This window comes from Actinopolymorpha singaporensis, assembly GCF_900104745.1.
Lineage (GTDB): Bacteria > Actinomycetota > Actinomycetes > Propionibacteriales > Actinopolymorphaceae > Actinopolymorpha > Actinopolymorpha singaporensis.
On the sequence record NZ_LT629732.1, the window covers coordinates 401,179 to 418,690 of the forward strand.

The window sequence follows — 17,512 nt, forward strand, 5'->3', positions numbered from 1 at the left end:
ACGCCCGACCTCAGCAGGCGCACAGGCAGAAGGGGTGCCCCACCGGGTCCAGGAACACCCTGAACGTCGTGCCCGGCTGGTGCTCGGCCTTGCGCGCTCCCAGGGCGAGCACCCGTTCCTCGGCCGCGTCCAGGTCGGTGACCTCGACGTCGATGTGGGCCTGCTGCGGACGCTCTCCGCCGGGCCAGGTCGGCGGCGCCCAGTCCTCGGCCTGCTGGAAGCTCAGGTGGTTGCCGCCCTCGAAGTGCAGCTCCACCCAGTCGTCCTCGCTGGTGTCGAGCTTCCCGCCGAGCACCTGGGCGTAGAACTCGCCGAGCGCCCTGGGGTCCGGGCAGTCGAACGCGACCGTGCCGAGCGTGCCGACGGGGCCGGAGTCGGGGTTGGTGGTTCCGGTCATGAGATCTCCTGAGGACGTAGGTACGTGACTCGGGCGATGGCGTACGCCTGGAATCGGGGTCGTACGCGTCACCTGCATTCGGATTATGGTGGTCACGCACGTCGACGCGCAACCGGTATAGCTGTTTTGCCGGTGTCGTAGTCCCCACGCCGTCGTCAGGGGTCGCCTGCCCGTCAGGCCGTTACCGGACGGCCGCCGCTACCGGCGCCAACCGTCGGCACCTACCTCCCACGCCCGACCAGTAGCGTCGGAGTCCAGCCGCGCCTCGACCCCGCCGGCCGAAGACCGGCCGGGACGACCGGGAGGCAGCCGAGAGGAAAGGGAGCCATGCAACCCCGACTTCGCTGGGGCATCGTCGCCACCGGGAACATCGCCGGCGTCTTCGCCCGCGAGCTCGCCCTGTTGCCCGACCACGAGGTGGTGGCGGTCGGTTCCCGCAACCTCGACCGTGCCAAGGCGTTCGCGCAGGAGTGGGACATCCGCCGGGCGTACGGCTCCTACACCGAGGTGGCCGAGGACCCGGAGGTGGACGTCGTCTACGTCGCCACCCCGCACTCGGACCACCTGGCCACCACCCGGCACGCGCTGGAGAGCGGCAAGGCCGTGCTGTGCGAGAAGGCCCTGACCGTCAACGCGGCCGAGGCCCGCCAGTTGGTCGACCTGGCCCGCAAGCACGGGCAGTTCCTGATGGAGGCCATGTGGATGCGGTGCAACCCGCTCCACCTGCGCCTTCGCGAACTCCTCGACGCCGGCACGCTGGGCGAGCCGCGGTCGGTGCACGCCACCCTCGGCTTCCTCGCCGACTACGACCCGGACGACCGGCTGTTCGCGCCCCACCTTGCCGGTGGCTCGCTGCTGGACGTCGGCATCTATCCGGTCAGCCTCGCCCACCACCTGCTCGGCGCGCCCGACACGGTGCGAGCCACCGGAACGCTCGCCCCCACCGGCGTCGACGCGACCGCCGGACTCCTCCTCGGGTACGCCGGAGGCGCGGTGGCCACGCTGACCGGCTCGCTGGCCGGGCCGCTCCCGAACACCGCGTACGTCAGCGGTACGGAGGGCTGGGTGGAGATCCCGGCCGACTTCCAGGCCGCCGACCGGCTGGTCGTCCACCACCCGGACAAGGAGCCCGAGGAGGTCACGGTCGACCTGCTCGGCGTCGGCTACACCTACGAGGCCGAGGAGGTGGCCCGGTGCCTGCGCGCCGGGCTGCTGGAGAGTCCGCTGGTGCCCTGGGCGGACAGCATCGCGGTGATGGAGGTGCTCGACGCCGCCCGCGCGCAGGTCGGCGTTCGGTATCCGAACGACGAGCCGATCGCCGGGCAGGGCGGCGAACCGGACCGCCGGAACACCACCGGCAACGGCGACTCCGCGTAGCTCGCTGCTTCCGGAAGGTCGGGAACAGGCGGGTCGTCACCGACGGCTCGGCCACCCGCCGTCGCGCCCGTAGGGTCGAAGAGAGAAGTTCGCACCGCCGATCGAGGGAGTTGTCCCCGTGCCCACTGAGTCACCCGCCGAGTCGTCCACGTCCGAGTCCCCCGCATCCGGGTCGTCCGTAACCGGAGGCAGCGGTGCCGAGGCGGCCGTTGCCTCCGAGTCGGCGGCAGACGCCGCGAGCGAGGCGGCGACGGACGCCGCTGCCCGTGCCGCGAAGTCGGCCCCGGCGCCGAAGGGCCGCTCCCGCACCTCCACCAGGGCGGCGGGCTCGAAGGGCGGTTCCGGCAGGTCGGCCCGGTCGGCGTTCGTTGTGGTCGCCAACCGGCTGCCCGTGGACCGCGTGGACACCCCCGACGGCAGTACGCAGTGGCGGCGCAGCCCCGGCGGGCTCGTCACCGCGCTCGACCCGGTGATGAAGGCGAACAAGGGCGCCTGGATCGGCTGGGCCGGGTCCACCGAGGAGGCACCCGAGCCGTTCGACGAGGCCGGCATGCACCTCGTGCCCGTCCCGCTGTCGGCCAAGGAGGTCGAGGAGTACTACGAGGGCTTCTCCAACGCCACCCTGTGGCCGCTCTACCACGACGTGATCGCACCGCCGGTCTACCGCCGCGAGTGGTGGGAGGCGTACGTCAAGGTCAACCGGAGGTTCGCCGAGGCGGCGGCCGAAACGGCCGACGACGGCGCGCTGGTGTGGGTGCACGACTACCAGCTCCAGCTCGTACCGGAGATGCTCCGCGCCCTGCGCCCGGACCTGCGGATCGGCTTCTTCCTGCACATCCCGCTGCCCCCGGTGGAGTTGTTCGCCCGGCTGCCGTGGCGCCAGCAGATCCTGCGCGGCCTGCTCGGCGCGGACCTGGTCGGCTTCCAGCGTCCCGGCGCCGCGTCCAACTTCCTGCGCCTCACCCGGCGGCTGCTCGGCTACCAGACCCAGCGCGACCAGACCTTCCTGCCCGACGGCCGGGTGGTGCGGGCACGGTCGTTCCCGATCTCCATCGACGTGGCCCAGCTGGAGGAGATCGCCCGGCGCCCGGAGACCCAGCGGCGCGCGGAGGAGATCCGGGAGGAGATCGGCTCTCCGGCGAAGGTCCTCCTCGGCATCGACCGGCTCGACTACACGAAGGGCATCGGTGAGCGCATCCACGCGTTCGCCGAGCTCCTGACCGAAGGGGTGGTGACGCCCGACGAGGCGACGTTCATCCAGGTCGCGACGCCGAGCCGGGAACGCGTCGAGCAGTACAAACTGCTGCGCGACGAGGTCGAACTGGCCGTCGGCCGGGTCAACGGCACGCACGGGCGGATCGGCCGGCCGGCGGTGACCTACCTGCACTCCTCGCACGATCGGGAGGAGCTGGCCGCGCTGTACCGCGCCGCCGACGTGATGGTGGTGACGCCGCTGCGCGACGGTATGAACCTCGTGGCGAAGGAGTACATCGCCTGCCGGTACGACAACACCGGCGCCCTTCTGTTGAGCGAATTCGCCGGCGCGGCCGACGAGTTCCGGCAAGCTTTCCTTGTCAACCCCTACGACGTGGACGGGCTGAAGGCCACCCTGGTCGACGCGCTCCGCCTGGACCCGCGCAACGCCACCCGCCGCATGCGCTCGATGCGCCGGCACCTGGTGGAGCACGACGTGGACCGGTGGGCCAGTTCGTTCCTGAGCGCGCTGACGGGAGAGCTCCGGACATGACCGCGCGGCGGCTTCTCGCGCTCGACCTGGGGTCGTCGTCGGTACGGGCCGTCGTGTGCGACGAACGCGCCGAGCCGGTGCCCGGCCTGCTGGCCCGCCGTTCGGTCGCCGCGCGCCAGGACGAGGACGGACGCGGCGAGCTGGACCCGGACGGCTACCTCGCCGACCTGGTGAGCTGCCTGGACGAGCTGCACGCAGCCGGTGCGCTGGAGGGTGTCGAGGTGGTGGCCACCTCCTCGCAGTGGCACTCGGTGCTCGCGGTGGGGCCGGACGGCACGCCCGTGTCGGCCGTGCTCAGCTGGCTCGACACCCGCGCGCGGCCGCGGCCGGACCGGCTGCCCGCCGACCCCCAGGGGTTCCACGCACGCACCGGTGCCTGGGTGCATCCGCTCTACTGGACCACGAAGGTGCCCTGGCTCCGTGACCAGCTTCGTGACCAGCTTCGTGACCAGCTGGGGGGCCGGTCGTTGCGCTTCCTCGGCCTGCCCGACTACCTGCGCGGCGAACTCCTCGGCACCGACGCGACCTCGGTGTCGATGGCCTCCGGCACCGGCCTGCTGGACGTTTCGGCGATGACGTGGGATCCCGAGGCACTGGCCCTGGCGGAGGTGACTCCGGCGGAGTTGCCCGCCGTCGACGACACGCCCGCCCGGCTGGCGCCCCGCTGGCGGGACCGCTGGCCGGCCCTCGCCGCCGCGAGTTGGGCACCGGCGCTCGGCGACGGCGCCGCATCCAACCTGGGCACCGGATGCACCGATGCCGGCACGGTCGGCGTCACCGTCGGCACCTCGGCCGCGCTGCGCGTGGTCCACGGGCCCGACGTCCCGCCGCCGCCGGCCACCGTGTGGCGCTACCGCGTGGACGCGGAGCGGCTGGTGAGCGGGATCGCGTTCTCCGGCGGCGGGGTGCTGCGCGCCTGGGCGGTCCGGCTGCTGCGTCTCGGCGCGGACGCCGAGCCCACGCTCGCGCCCGGCGCCGGCGGCCTGGTCTGCCTGCCGATGCACGCGGGCAGCCGGCCACCCGGAACGATCCCGCCGGGATCCGGCGTGGTCGCCGGGCTGTCCCTGGAGACCTCACCGGAGGAGCTGCTCGCAGGGACGCTGGAGGGCGTCGCACTGGAGGCGGCACGTGCCCTGGACATCCTGGAGGGGTCGTTCGGCACCGAGCTCGACGTCGTACTCGGTGGCGGTGCGGTGCACGCCTCGCCGTGGTGGTGCCGGGTGTTCGCGGCCACCTTCGACCGGTCCCTGCGGCTCGCCGAGGACCCCGAGGTCGGCGCCCGGGGCGCGGCGGCACTGGCGCTGGGGATCGACCTCGCGCCGCCGAAGGAACAGCTCCTGCCCGATCCGGACGACGTCGTACGGATGACCGCCGCTCGGGCGCGTTACGACCGCCTGCGGAACGCGCTGGCCGGCGAACTCGGCCGGCACCGCGACTGACGAGCACCGCAGAACCCCCACCGACCCGCCGTACCCGGCCGGGCCAAGCCCGTAGTCCCGGCTACCCCGCCAGACTGACCTTGCGTGATTCGGCATGAACACTACGCACAGGGCCGCGAACCGGCATGATGCTCCGCAATGGAAGAGGCACCTGGCGTGACCAGTCCGCTCGAACGGGAGCTGATCGACGCCGTCCTGGAGCTCAGCGCCAACGCGATCGTGCTGGTCGACGAGCGCGGCCGGATCGCGCTCTGGAACGCCGCCGCCGAGTCAGTCCTCGGCTGGCCGGCGGAGGAGGCGCTTGGCCAGGAAGTGCTGACCGCGATGGTCGCGCCGAACTCCCACGCCACCGCCCGGGACCTGCTGGGCAAGCTCGCGGCGAACGGCACCTGGGAGGGAGCCGTCCCGCTGCGGCATCGGGACGGGCACGCGGTGGTGTGCGCGGTCCGGGCGCGCGCTCTGACCGGCTACGGCGACGGCGGCGGTGTCGGGGAGGTGCTCGCGGTCTTCGCCGAACTCGGCCGGTCCGGCGCCGAAGGCACGAACGGCCCGCCCGGTACGGACGCCGGCGACGACCGGGCCGCGCTGCTGCGCGCCGAACGAGCCGCGCTGCTCCGCGCCGAGCGGACCGCGCGCGCCGAGCTCGAACACGTCCGCGACCGGCTCGCCTACGTCGTCCACGCCAGCAGCCGGCTCGCCTCCTCCCTGGACGTGGGGATGACGATGGAGGCGGTCGGCGACCTGGTGGTCCCGCGCTTCGGGACCCTGTGCATCATCGACCTGTGGGACGGCCGCCGGCTGGACCGCGTCTACGTCCGCGAGGCCGACCCCGCCCGCCAGTCGCTGGTGGAGCAGATCCGCCGCCTCGGCGGAACCCAGCGCGACGGCCACCCGGCGCTGCGCGCGGTGTTCACCGGCCGCCCGGCCGTTCTCACCGCCACCGACCCGGACACCCTCGGCCAGATGTACGCCGAGCCGCAGGCGCACGCGGTGCTACGCGAGGCGACCCGGGGTTCCGGCCTGATCGCCATGCCACTGGTCACGCGCGGCCGGGTGATCGGCGTCCTCACCCTGCTCGGGCCCGGTCACGCGTACGGTCGCGATCTCGCACCCGGTGAGGACCTCGCCGTCCTCGAGCAGGTCGCCACCCGGGCGGCGCAGAGCATCGAGAACGCCCGGCTGTTCGACGCCGAGCGCCGGTTGGCCCGCAACCTCGCCGACAGCGAACGCCGGCAGCGGCGTACCGCCCTCACCCTTCAACGCAGCCTGCTGCCCACGTGGACCCACCCGCCCGGTGAACTCGAGGTGGCCACCCGTTACTTCCCGGGAGCGGAGGAGGCCGAGGTCGGCGGCGACTGGTACGACGTGATCCCGGTCGGCCCCGGCCGGACCGCGCTGGTCATCGGCGACGTGATGGGACGCGGACTGCGGGCGGCGACGTTCATGGGGCAGGTACGCACGGCGGTGCGCGCCTACGCCCGGCAGGACCTGCGTCCCAAGGAGATCCTCGGCCTGCTCGACGGCGTGGTCGCCGATCTGGGCGACACCGAGATCGTCACCTGCGCGTACGCCGTGTTCGACGCCGCGCGCGGGACGCTGACGTACGCCTCGGCCGGGCATCTCCCCCTGCTCACCGTCGACGGGAACGGCAAGGCGCGGCGGCTGGACCACGAGGCCGGGCTGCCCCTGGGTGTGGGTGCCTCGTCGGCGGCACCGATGCGGACCGCGCCCGAGCACGTCGTCGCCCTGCCGGAGGAGACGACGGTCGCGTTCTACACCGACGGGCTGGTCGAGAACCGCCGGCGCGACGTCGACGCCGGCATCGACGCGCTGGTGGACGCGCTGGCCAGGGCGTCGGGCAGCCTGGAAGGGCTGTGCGACCAGGTGATCGACGCGTTGCGGCCGCCGGGCGGGTACGACGACGACGTGGCGTTGTTGCTGGCCCGCTCGCTGCCGCGGACCTGAGGAAACGAGCCGGCGGGGCCCTTCAGCGCAAGACGGTCAGCGCGGCGCGGTCAGCGCGGCGCGGTCAGCGGGCGACGTTCTCGGTGGCGTCCATGGTGGCGAGTTCGGACCGGCGCGGCAGGCCCTCCCAGTCACCGGCGACCGACACCGCGAACGCCCCGCACACGTTGCCCCGGCGCAGCCGCTGCGCGGGGTCGAGCCCGTCCAGCGTCGCGGAAAGGTAGCCCGCGACGAACGCGTCGCCGGCACCGACCGGGTCGATCAGGCTGACCGCGAGCGCGGGCTCGGTGAAGCTCTCTCCGTCGACGACGGCGTACGCACCGGCCGCACCGCGCTTGAGCACCACCTGCGCCGGCCCGAGCGCGGCCAGTTCCTTGGCCACCTCCTCGACCGAGCCGGCCGGCACCACCATGGCCGCCTCCTCGTCACCGGCGAAGACGATGTCGGCTGCGGCCACGAGATCGCGGAACGCCGCACCCGCCTCGGTCACAGACCACAGCGCGGCGCGGTAGTTGAAGTCGAACGACACGGGTACGCCCGCCGCCCGGGCCGCGTCGACCGCGGTGTGCACGGCCGCACGGGCGGACTCCGACAGCGCCGGGGTGATGCCGGAGACGTGCAGCGTGCGGGCCGCGGCCACCAGGTCGGTGTCGACGTCGTCCGGGGTCAGCCGGGAACCCGCCAGCCCGCGCCGGTAGTAGCTCACGCGTACCCGGTCGGCGGTGCGGTGCTCGCGCAGCATCAGCCCGGTGGGCACCTCGGAGTCGGTCCGGACGTGCGAGACGTCGACGCCCTCGCCGCGCAAGGCGTCCTTGACGAGGTGGCCGAGCGGGTCGGCGCCCAGCCGGCCGATCCAGGTCGCACTGTGCCCCAGCCGGCTCAGCCCGATGGCGACGTTGGTCTCCGCGCCGCCGAAGGAGATCCGGGCCGGTGCGCCGACCGCGAACGAACCGGTGGTGGTGGCCGCGACCAGGGCCATCGTCTCGCCGAGGGTCACCACGTCGACCCGGCTGCTCGTCATGCGCGACCCGCCGGGCTCGCCTTGCGGGTGCCGCCCACGCCGGCCACCAGCGTGCGGGCCCGCTGAGCCAGGGCATCGAGGTCTCCGCCGGGTTCGCAGGCGTCGGCCACCAGCGGACTGCCCACACCCACCGCGACCGCACCGGCGCGCAGGTAGGCGCCCGCGTTGTCGACGTCCACGCCACCGGTGGGCACCAGCGGGATGTCGGGCAAGGGGCCGCGGATCGCCTTGAGGTAGGCCGGTCCGCCCAGCGCCGACGCCGGGAACACCTTCACCATCGCAGCACCCGCCCGCCACGCGGTGAGGATCTCGGTCGGGGTGGCCGCGCCGGGCAGGACGGGTACGCCGAGGCGGTTTGCCTCCTCGATGACGTCGAGGCAGACCGCCGGCGAGATGAGGTACGTGGCGCCCGCGTCGACCGCCTCGCGGGCCTGCTCCGGGGTGAGGACCGTGCCGGCGCCGAGTGCGACTTCGGTGGGCTTCCGGGCGGCATAGGAGCGGATGGCATCCGCGACGTCAGGTGCGGTGAACGTGAACTCCACCGCCCGGATACCCGCGTCCACCAGGACGTCGGTGACGTCGGTGTAGCGCGCGGCCGACGCCGACCGAAGGATCGCCACCGCCGGGCAGATCTCCATCGCCTGCTGCAAGCTCACGCGGGTGCCTCCTCGTGGGATGGTCGGACGCTCGTCCACGGCCCTCGCAGTTTAGGGCGTGCCCTGAGGGGCGGTCACCGGGCAGTGGGGCGGACGGCCGATCCTGCCCGGGTCCGGCCGCGCTCTCACCGCACCCTTCCCAGCCCACGACGGTCACCCCGGACCAGGCCCTGGGCCGTTGACCGACGCAGACCGTGCACTCGCCCGCAGGCAACCACGCCTTGCTGTCAACGGCGCCTTGACAGCACGGGACGGCGTGCGGAGCCGGGACCGGTCATGTCCCCCGCCGGCGCACCGGCGGCCGAATTCGGCCACCGCCCGGCTCCCGAGAGGCGAAGCACCGTTGGCATCCGACCGGAAGTCACCGAGCCGACCGGCTTGACCACGCGGCGTGCCGGGGGTTCACTGATCCAGCAGCGTTTCGTCCAGATCTCGTACAGATCTCACACATTTGTCGGAAAGGACGGCGCATGACCGTGGAACGTTCGACCGGTGGTGAGCCCGACCCCGCGTCCGCGCTGTCCACCAAGCACCTTCCCGGCGCACAGGTGCGCGACCTCCCCGCACCGCCCACCCAGACCTGGCGCATCATCGGCCCTGGGCTCGTCGGTGCCGGGGTGGGCCTGGCCTCCGGCGAGTTCATCCTGTGGCCCTACATCTCCTCCCAGGTCGGGCTGGTCTTCCTGTGGGGAGCCGTGCTCGGTGTCATCACCCAGTGGTTCCTCAACATGGAGATCGAGCGCTACACCCTGGCCACCGGGGAGACAGCGCTGACCGGCTTCAGCCGGATGTGGAAACACTGGGGCCTGGTCTTCGCGGTGATGACCTACTTCGCCAACCTCTGGCCGGGCTGGGCGACGAGTTCGGCCACCATGGTGACTTACATCGTGGGTGGCAACGTCACCGCGATCGCGATCGGCATCCTGGTCGTGTGCGGCGCCGTGCTCACGCTCGCCCCGGTGGTCTACACCGCGCTCGAACGCGTCATCCTGGTGAAGCTGGCGGCGATCACCGTCCTGATCGTCGGCGCCATCATCTTCGCGTTCACCGCGGACACCTGGCGCGGACTCGGCTCGGCGGTGACCCACCTCGGGCGGTTCCCCGATCTCGACTTCGCGCTGATGCTCGGTGCGATCGCCTACGCCGGCGCCGGCGGCGGCCAGAACCTCTGCCAGAGCAACTGGATCCGGGACAAGCGGTTCGGGATGGGCGCCTACGTTCCCCAGCTGGTGAGTACGGTCACCGGCAAGGACACCGGTGCACCGTCGGCGTTCACGTTCGAGCCGAACGAGTCCAACCTCATCCGCTGGCGGGGATGGTGGCGGTTCGCCAACATCGAGCAGGCGGCGACGTTCGTCCTCATCACCTGCTTCACCATCGGCTTCATGTCGATGCTGGCGTTCTCGACGGTGTTCGGCCGGTCGGGACTCAGCCAGGACATCGGTTTCCTGCAGGTCGAGGGCGCCGCACTGCAGGACCGGATCGGCCCGTGGTTCGGCTACTTCTTCTGGGTCATCGGCGCCTACTCGTTGTTCGCGGCGGCGATGGGCATCATCGACTACACCAGCCGGCTGGCCGCGGACCTGCTGGCGACGGTCTACCTCCGCCGTCGCGGCGTCTCCGAGAGCCGCGTCTACTTCTGGCTGGTGTGGGGGCTGGTCGCGTTCGGCTGCGTGGTTCTGCTGGCGGGCCTGAACCAACCCCTTGTCCTGCTGGTCATCTCCTCCTGTGTGAGCGGGGTGATGATGGCCGTCTACGGCGTGCTGCTCATCGTGATGAACAAAAGATCGCTACCGGTTTCCATCTCGATCCGAAGGTTTCGTACGATCATCATTGCTCTGGCTGTCGCGTTCTACGGCACGCTCGGCCTGATCACGATCGTCCAGCAGGCACAGAAGCTGTTCGACTGACGCACTGTTCGGCTGACGCACTGACGCAACCACTGCTGCACAGCCACGCGACAACTGAAGGAACGACAGACCCCGTCAGACGGTCCGGCTCGTTGGTCAAAGGGGGACCCGGTGAGCCCGCATACTCGTGACAGCCTGTCCGCACATCTGCTCGACGAGATTCTCGCCGGGCGGATCGCATCCGGCACCAAGTTGCCACCCGAACGCGAACTCGCCCGAAGGTTCGGCCTGTCCCGGCCGATCGTGCGGGAGGTGCTGCGCGGGCTCGCCGAACGCGGGTTCGTGGAGATCCTGCCGTCGCGGGGCACCTACGTCCGTGAGGCGCAGGCCAGCGACGGCGCACGCTCGCTGGACACGTCGTACCGCCGGCGCAACACCACCGTGCGCGAACTCACCGAGGCCCGCTCGATGCTGGAGACCCGTGCCGCCGCGCTGGCCGCCACCGACGCGACCGAGGCCGAGGTGGCGGCGATGCGCCGGTGCCTGGACGACCTCAAGATCACGACGTACGTCCTCGAACAGGCCCGGCTCGACCTGGCCTTCCATGCGCTGGTCGTGCACGCGAGTCACAACACCGTGCTGGAGTCGATGTACGCGTCGATCACCACGCTGACCTTCGAACTGATGCTGCGCAGCCTGTCCGACCGGCAGGTGCGCCAGGCCGGGACGCCACAGCACGAGCCGATCTGGGAGGCGATCCGCGACCACGACGCGGCTGCGGCCGCCGAGGCGATGCGGGTGCACCTGGAGGCGGCGAAGGATCTGTACGGCCCCGACCTCGACCGCGGTGTCGACCAGGTGGCCCAGCGGGAGCTGCAGCGGATGCTCGGCCCGGCCGCCTCGCTGGAGGGTCTGCTGGAGGAGGTCTCGAGGCGGCAGGCGGCGTTCATCCGGGCGCCGTCGGCGCGTGCGCAATGACATCGACTCGTGCGCAGCGACGCCGGCCCGTCCCGCGGTTTACCCCGGGACGAGCCGGCGTCTCTTCTGCAACGTCGTACTGCCTCAGCTGAAGTACGTTCCGCCGTTGAGGTCGATGACCGACCCGGTGCAGAACGCGCCGAGGTCGGAGACGAGGTAGAGCACCGCGCCGGCCACGTCGTCGGGGAAGCCCGCACGGCGTAGCGGGGTGGCGTCGATCGTCGCCTGCTGCTGGTCCGGTGGGGTGAACGCCTCGTGGAACGGCGTGTCCAGGATCAGGCCCGGTGCCACCGCGTTGACGGTGATGCCCCGCGGCCCGACCTCCTTGGCCAGCCCGCGGGTGAGGCCGTGCATGCCTGCCTTGGCGGCACCGTAGGCGGCCGCGCCCGGACCGCCGCCGTTACGCCCGGCCAGGGAGGAGATGTTGACGATCCGGCCACCGTCGGGCAGGTGCCGCAACGCCGCCCGGCTGCAGGCGAACGCGCTGAACAGGTTGACGTCGATCACCGTGTGCCAGTGCTCGTCGGACATGTCCGCGACCGGCTGCCGGCCGATCATCCCGCCGGCGTTGTTGACCAGGATGTCCAGCTTCCCGCCGAACTCACCGGCCGTGGCGTCCACCACCGCGTCCACCTGTCCGCTGTCGGACGCGTCGAGTTCGTACGCCGCGGACCGGCGGCCCAGCGCGGCGATCTCCTTCGCCACGGCCGCGCCGTCGTGGCTGCGGTAGGTCACCGCGACGTCGGCGCCGGCCTCCGCCAGGGCGAGCGCGACACCGCGCCCGATGCCGGTGGCGCCACCGGTGACGAGTGCCGATCGGCCGGACAGGTCGAGCTTCATCTGAGGTCTCCTCTTCGGGGGTTCGGCAAGGACGAGTACCGGGTGGTCAGGCGAGCACGCCCACCGAGTCGGCCGCGACGGCGTACCGCAGGGGTTCGTCGCGCAGGAACCGAACGACGTCCTCCACCATCGCCTGCCCCTGCCGGGCGTGGGAGTCGACGGTGTGGCCGGCGGTGTGCGGGGACAGGATCGCGTTCGGCAGCTGCCGCCACGGGCTGTCCGGTGCCAGCGGCTCCGTCGGGAACACGTCCAGCGCGGCCCGGATCCGGCCCGATCGAAGCTCCGCGACCAGGGCGTCCCCGTCGACCAGGCCGCCCCGCGCAGCGTTGACGAGCAGCGCCCCGTCGGCCAGCAGCGAGAGCTCCCGGGCGCCGAGCAGCCCCTGGGTCTGCGGCAGCAGCGGCGCGTGCAACGTCACCACGTCGCTGCCGCGCAACAGGTCGTCCAGCTCCACCGGTGTCACTCCAAGTTCGTCCGCCTCCGCCGCGGTGAGCAACGGGTCGGCGACGAGCACCCGCGCACGGAACGCCCGCAGCAGGCCGATCACCGCCCGGCCGGTCCGGCTGGCGCCCACCACACCGACGGTCCGCGCACCGAGCAACCGGCCGGGGTACCGCTCCCGCAGCGCACTCCACTCCTGCCCGGCCCGCAGGCCGGCGTCGAGGGCCGGCAGGTCCCGCAACGCCGACAGGATCTGCGAGATCACGAGTTCGGCCACCGAGTCGGCGATCAGCCCGGCCGACTGGCACACGGTCAACCTCGCGCCGACCGCGTCCTGCGGGACCAGTGCCCGGATGCTGCCCGCGGTGTGCGCGACCAGCCGCAGGTCCGGGGAGTTCGCCAGCACCTGTTCGGTGATCGGTGGCGTACCCCATCCGGTCAGGCAGGCGACCGCGCCGTCCAGCAGCCCGGGCAGGTCCCAGTCACCGGGCGGCCCTTCGGCCCATCGCACCCGCGCCGCACCGGCGAGCAGGCGTTCTGCCGCGGGGGTCAGCACCGTCGCGCGGGTCTGCTCGGTCAGCAGGACCGCCACCACCGCATGTGCGTCGGTCGACATTCGCACTACCTCCCTCACCTCGTGCCTCCCGGGCACTCCTCAGGGCTGGCTGGGGTAGAGCAACAACTCCGGTACGTAAGCCCTGCTCGGCAACGCCATCACCGCGAGACACATGCGGGCGACGTCGTTCGGGCGCAGCGCGGCGGCCAGCTGTTCCGGAGTAGGCGCCACCGGCCGGCGTTCGACCAACGGGGTGTCGGTGAACCCCGGGAACAGCACGCTGACCCGAATGCCGTTCGCCCGCTCCTCCTCCATCGTGGCGTGCGCGAGTGCGGCGACACCGGCCTTGCTCGCCTGGTATCCGACACCGGACGCGTCCGGGCGCTTCGCCGCCGAGGAGGAGATGTGCACGAGCAGGCCGTCGCCCTGTGCGCGGAAGGTCGGCAGCACCGCCTGGGTGAGGACGTACGCCGCGTCCAGGTTGGTCGCCAGCAGCTCCCGCCACCCGGCCGGGCTCAGTTCGGTCAGGGACCGTTCGCGCACGTTGGTCCCGACGCTGTTGACGAGTACGTCGAGGCCGCCGTACTCGCGCACCGCCACGTCGACGGCGCGGCTCACCGCGTCGGCGTCGGTGGCGTCACCGGCCACGACCAGCGCCTCTCCCCCGGCCGCGCCGATTTCCTCTGCCAGCTTGGTGAGCACGTCGGCCCGCCGGGCGAACAACACCAGGCGAGCACCCGCCCGGGCGGCAGCGAGTGCGGTGGCGCGGCCCATCCCACTGCTGGCGCCCGCCACCAGCACCCGCCTGCCGGACAGGCCTTCGCCGGTCAACCCGTCGCCGGTCACGCCGGCACGTCGTCCTTCGTCAAGGCGCCGTTGACACGGCGCGGAATGCCCAGCACGTTGCGGTCGCGCAGCGCCTCGGGCAGGAGTTCCTCCGGCATCGTCTGGTAACTCACCGGCCGCAGGAACCTGCGGATCGCGGTGGTGCCCACCGACGTGTGCAGGGACGCCGTGGTGGCGGGCCAGGGTCCGCCGTGCTGCATGGCGTACGTCACCGAGACACCGGTCGGCCAGCCGCCCCACAGGATCCGGCCGGCCCGGTCGCGCAGCAGGTCCATCAGCCAGCCGAGCTCACCGGTGTCGGACTCCTCGCCGTGGATGGTCGCGGTGAGGTTGCCGCCGAAGGCCTCCGCGGCCCGGCGCAGCTCGTCCTCGCCGTCGTACTCCACCACCAGCGAGAAGGGCCCGAAGCACTCCTCCAGCAGCGTGTCGGCATTGTCCAGCAGCACCGGAACGGTGGTCTTGACCAGCGTCGGCCCGGCCACCAGGCCGTCCATTCCGGACGCCTCGACGAGCGAGGTCACGCCGGCTGTGCCGACCAGCTTCGAAAGGCCCTCGGCGTAGCCCTCGGCGATGCGCTTGTTGAGCAGCGAGGCCGGGGCCACGTCACCGGCCGCCGCGACGATCGCCTGGTCCAGTCCGTGCCCGGCGGGGACGAACAGCAGGCCCGGCTTGGTGCAGAACTGACCGGCCCCGAGCGTCGCCGAGCCGACGAAGCCGGAGGCGATCTCGTCCCCTCGCGCCTTGACCGCGCCGGGGGTGACGAAGACCGGGTTGAGGCTGCCCAGCTCGCCGTAGAACGGGATCGGGTCCGGACGCTGGGAGGCGATGTCGAACAACGCCCGACCGCCGGGGATCGAGCCGGTGAACGAGCCCGCCTTGATCCGCGGGTCCTTCAGCGCCTCGACGCCGCGTTCGAAACTGAAGATCACGTCGAACGTGCCGTCCGGCGCACCCGCCTCGGCCAGCGCGCCGCGGACGATCTCGCCGGTCCGCTGGGACAGCCGCGGGTGACCGGAGTGGGCCTTGACGATGATCGGGTTACCGGCCGCGAGCCCGGAGGCCGTGTCGCCGCCGGCCACGCTGAACGCGAACGGGAAGTTGCTGGCGGCGTACACCAGAACCGGCCCGAGCGGAACCAGCATCCGGCGCAGGTCCGGACGCGGCCCCATGCCCCAGTCGGGGTCGGTCCGGTCGATGGTCGCCTCGAGGTAGGAGCCTTCCTCCAGCACCTCGCCGAACAGCCGCAACTGGAACGTCGTCCGGGTCAGCTCGCCCTTCAGACGGGCCTCGGCCAGGTGCGACTCCTCCATCGCCAAAGGCACGAGCTCGTCCGCGGCGGCGTCGAGCGCGTCGGCCACGGCCCGCAGCAGCCGGGCGCGTTCGGCCGGGCGCAGCGCACCGAGTGGACCCGCGGCGGCGGTGGCGGCCGCGAGGATCGACTCCAGTTCCGCAGATGTCGTGGGGCTCGGAGCGGTCGTGGGTGCGGTCATCGGGCTACCTCCCGGGCGAACGGATCGGACAGGGCGTCGACGAGCCACGCCAGCGGCTCCTTGCCGACCACCACCGGATTGGACAGTACGCCGACCTCGGCGACCTCGATCTCCACGCGGTCGCCGGCGGCGAGGGTGAACGACATCTCGGGGATGATCCCGGTGCCGGTGGCGAGGAACGCGCCGGCCGGGTGGGCGTCACCGCGGAACAGGTAGTCGACCAGCGTCGGCAGGTCGCGGTGCATCCGCGCCGTCGACGTCTCGCCCTTCCAGGCGGTCTGGCCGTCCCGGACCACGGCGAGGCTGATGTCGAGTGAGGTGGCGTCGGAGATCTCCCAGGCCGGGCGGATGCCGGTCGAGATCGCGCAACTGCCGGCGTAGACCTTGGCCTGCGGCAGATAGAGCGGGTTCTCGCCCTCGATGGCCCGCGAACTCATGTCGTTGCAGGCGACGTACCCGACGATCTCGCCGTAGGCATTCGCGACGACACCGAGCTCGGGCTCGGGCACGTCCAGCCCGGAGTCGATGCGGATCGCGACCGGCTCGCCGTCGGTGACGACCCGCCAGGCCGGCGCCTTGAAGAAGAGCTCGGGCCGCTCCGCCTCGTACACCTTCTGGTAGGCGTCCTTCTGGCTGCTCTCCTCGACCCGGGCGGCCATCGAGCGTTCGTACGTCACGCCGGAGGCCCACACCTCGGTCAGCCCGTCGACCGGCGGGAGCAGCAGCACCTGGGACTCGTCCAGGCCGTCCGAGCCGCTCCTGCCGTCCGTGCCGACGCTGCCGTCGCTGCCGACCGCACCGGCTCCGGCGCCTTCCAGCAGGCCGCGCAGCTCCGCGAGGGGCAGCCGGAGCAGCTCGCTGACGCTGCCCACTCCGGCCAGCGGACTCACCCGGCCGGCACGTCGGACTCCTACCCGGACCGCACGGTCGCTGCGATCGGCGTATCGGACGATCTCCACGGGACCTCCTCAGCCAGTCAACTGACAGTCATCTGATGTGTGGCAGCCTGCGCCAGTCTTGCAAAGAATCACCGGAACGTCTCACCCCGGTCCGCCACCGTGACGAGGTGTGCGTCGGGGACGTGCCCCAGCCGGACGGACAACGCGCTCGCCCCCTCCCGGACCAGACCTGCCAACTCGGCGGCGCGTTCGGGTGACCAGCGGACGGTCGGGACGGAGATGCTCATCGCCGCGACGGTGGCTCCGGTGTGGTCGGAGACCGGGGCGGCCACGCAGGCGACCGCCTCGTTCGACTCGCAGTACTCCTGTGCCAGGCCGTCGGTGCGTACCGCGCCGAGGCGGTCGCGCAACTGCCGCGAGGTGGTGAGACTCCGGCTGGTCAGCCCGGGCAGGCGCCGCCCGGGCGGGAACAGCGTGTCCAGGCTGCGCTGCTCCAGCCGAGCCAGCAGCATCAGCCCGACCGCCGTGCAGTGCGCGGGCAGCCGGCGGCCGACCGCGGACACCATCCGGACCGGGTGCGTGCTGTCCACCTTCGCGACGTAGACGACGTCCCGGCCCTCCAGCACCGCCACGTGCACGGTCTCGTCGCAGGCGGCCGCGACCTCCTCCGCGGCGGCCTGGCCCTCCCTTGCAAGATCGAGGCGTTCGGCGTAGGCGGAACCGAGGTGGAACACTCCCACCCCGAGCCGGAAGCGGTGTGGCTGGCCGGGCACCGGGGCGAGGTAGGAACGCTCGACCAGAGTGCCGACGAGCTCGTGCACGGTCGTACGAGGAAGACCGAGCCGGCTGTGGATCTCCGGGATCGAAAGCTCCTCGGTCGTCCCGAACAACTCGAGGATGTCCAGCGCGCGGAGAACCGCGGGCACTGCTCGGCCCATGCCTTCCGCACCTCCACAAGCGGGTTCGGCCATCGCGCGCCGGTGTTCGTCCATCCGAACGCAACTTGACGG

Annotated in this window: 15 protein-coding genes; 6 read left to right on the top strand and 9 right to left on the bottom strand. The window is 72.1% G+C overall.

Annotation, left to right across the window (positions count from 1 at the left end; all coding sequences use genetic code 11):
- Window positions 1–10: 10 nt before the first annotated feature.
- Entirely contained in the window at window positions 11–397 is a 387-nt protein-coding gene (locus BLU27_RS01820; protein ID WP_092649951.1) for a VOC family protein, read from the bottom strand.
- A gap of 327 nt (window positions 398–724) precedes the next feature.
- Between BLU27_RS01820 and BLU27_RS01825 the strand changes: the two genes are divergently transcribed.
- The 4 genes from BLU27_RS01825 to BLU27_RS01840 all read left to right on the top strand — a co-directional run bounded on the left by BLU27_RS01825 (window position 725) and on the right by BLU27_RS01840 (window position 6,925).
- Window positions 725–1,774, top strand: coding sequence for a Gfo/Idh/MocA family protein (locus BLU27_RS01825; protein ID WP_092649953.1), 1,050 nt, complete (start codon window positions 725–727; stop codon window positions 1,772–1,774).
- A 370-nt stretch (window positions 1,775–2,144) separates the two neighbouring features.
- Complete coding sequence (locus BLU27_RS01830) at window positions 2,145–3,521, top strand: alpha,alpha-trehalose-phosphate synthase (UDP-forming) (protein WP_241827976.1); 1,377 nt, start codon at window positions 2,145–2,147, stop codon at window positions 3,519–3,521.
- Window positions 3,518–4,960 (top strand): FGGY family carbohydrate kinase, encoded by a 1,443-nt coding sequence (locus BLU27_RS01835; RefSeq protein ID WP_092649957.1) that lies wholly within the window; start codon window positions 3,518–3,520, stop codon window positions 4,958–4,960. The genes BLU27_RS01830 and BLU27_RS01835 overlap by 4 nt, the downstream gene beginning before the upstream one ends.
- A 138-nt stretch (window positions 4,961–5,098) precedes the next feature.
- Window positions 5,099–6,925 (top strand): SpoIIE family protein phosphatase, encoded by a 1,827-nt coding sequence (locus BLU27_RS01840; protein ID WP_092649959.1) that lies wholly within the window; start codon window positions 5,099–5,101, stop codon window positions 6,923–6,925.
- Between the two features lie 64 nt (window positions 6,926–6,989).
- Here BLU27_RS01840 and BLU27_RS01845 read toward each other — a convergent pair whose 3' ends face one another.
- Both BLU27_RS01845 and BLU27_RS01850 read right to left on the bottom strand, forming a co-directional pair.
- Window positions 6,990–7,946, bottom strand: a complete 957-nt coding sequence (locus BLU27_RS01845) for a sugar kinase (protein WP_092649961.1) — start codon at window positions 7,944–7,946, stop codon at window positions 6,990–6,992.
- Complete coding sequence (locus BLU27_RS01850; protein ID WP_092649963.1) at window positions 7,943–8,602, bottom strand: bifunctional 4-hydroxy-2-oxoglutarate aldolase/2-dehydro-3-deoxy-phosphogluconate aldolase; 660 nt, start codon at window positions 8,600–8,602, stop codon at window positions 7,943–7,945. The genes BLU27_RS01845 and BLU27_RS01850 overlap by 4 nt, the downstream gene beginning before the upstream one ends.
- A gap of 470 nt (window positions 8,603–9,072) precedes the next feature.
- On the opposite strand from BLU27_RS01850, the gene BLU27_RS01855 reads away from it, so the two are divergent.
- Together BLU27_RS01855 and BLU27_RS01860 are read left to right on the top strand one after the other, a co-directional pair.
- Entirely contained in the window at window positions 9,073–10,512 is a 1,440-nt protein-coding gene (locus tag BLU27_RS01855; protein WP_092649965.1) for an Nramp family divalent metal transporter, read from the top strand.
- Between the two features lie 111 nt (window positions 10,513–10,623).
- Window positions 10,624–11,430 (top strand): FadR/GntR family transcriptional regulator, encoded by an 807-nt coding sequence (locus BLU27_RS01860; RefSeq protein WP_092649967.1) that lies wholly within the window; start codon window positions 10,624–10,626, stop codon window positions 11,428–11,430.
- An 84-nt stretch (window positions 11,431–11,514) separates the two neighbouring features.
- Here BLU27_RS01860 and BLU27_RS01865 read toward each other — a convergent pair whose 3' ends face one another.
- From BLU27_RS01865 to BLU27_RS01890, 6 genes are all read right to left on the bottom strand, one after another.
- Window positions 11,515–12,270: an SDR family NAD(P)-dependent oxidoreductase gene (locus BLU27_RS01865; protein ID WP_092649969.1), complete on the bottom strand. Its 756-nt coding sequence runs from the start codon at window positions 12,268–12,270 to the stop codon at window positions 11,515–11,517.
- 46 nt (window positions 12,271–12,316) lie between these two features.
- On the bottom strand, window positions 12,317–13,327 hold the full coding sequence (locus tag BLU27_RS01870) for a hydroxyacid dehydrogenase (RefSeq protein ID WP_092649971.1): 1,011 nt from the start codon (window positions 13,325–13,327) through the stop codon (window positions 12,317–12,319).
- Between the two features lie 39 nt (window positions 13,328–13,366).
- A complete protein-coding gene (locus BLU27_RS01875) occupies window positions 13,367–14,113 on the bottom strand; it encodes an SDR family oxidoreductase (protein WP_241827732.1) in 747 nt (248 codons plus the stop codon).
- Entirely contained in the window at window positions 14,110–15,603 is a 1,494-nt protein-coding gene (locus tag BLU27_RS01880; protein WP_092649973.1) for an aldehyde dehydrogenase (NADP(+)), read from the bottom strand. The genes BLU27_RS01875 and BLU27_RS01880 overlap by 4 nt, the downstream gene beginning before the upstream one ends.
- A complete protein-coding gene (locus BLU27_RS01885; RefSeq protein ID WP_092649975.1) occupies window positions 15,600–16,562 on the bottom strand; it encodes a fumarylacetoacetate hydrolase family protein in 963 nt (320 codons plus the stop codon). The genes BLU27_RS01880 and BLU27_RS01885 overlap by 4 nt, the downstream gene beginning before the upstream one ends.
- Before the next feature lie 68 nt (window positions 16,563–16,630).
- Window positions 16,631–17,440, bottom strand: a complete 810-nt coding sequence (locus BLU27_RS01890; protein WP_092649977.1) for an IclR family transcriptional regulator — start codon at window positions 17,438–17,440, stop codon at window positions 16,631–16,633.
- Between the last annotated feature and the right edge of the window lie 72 nt (window positions 17,441–17,512).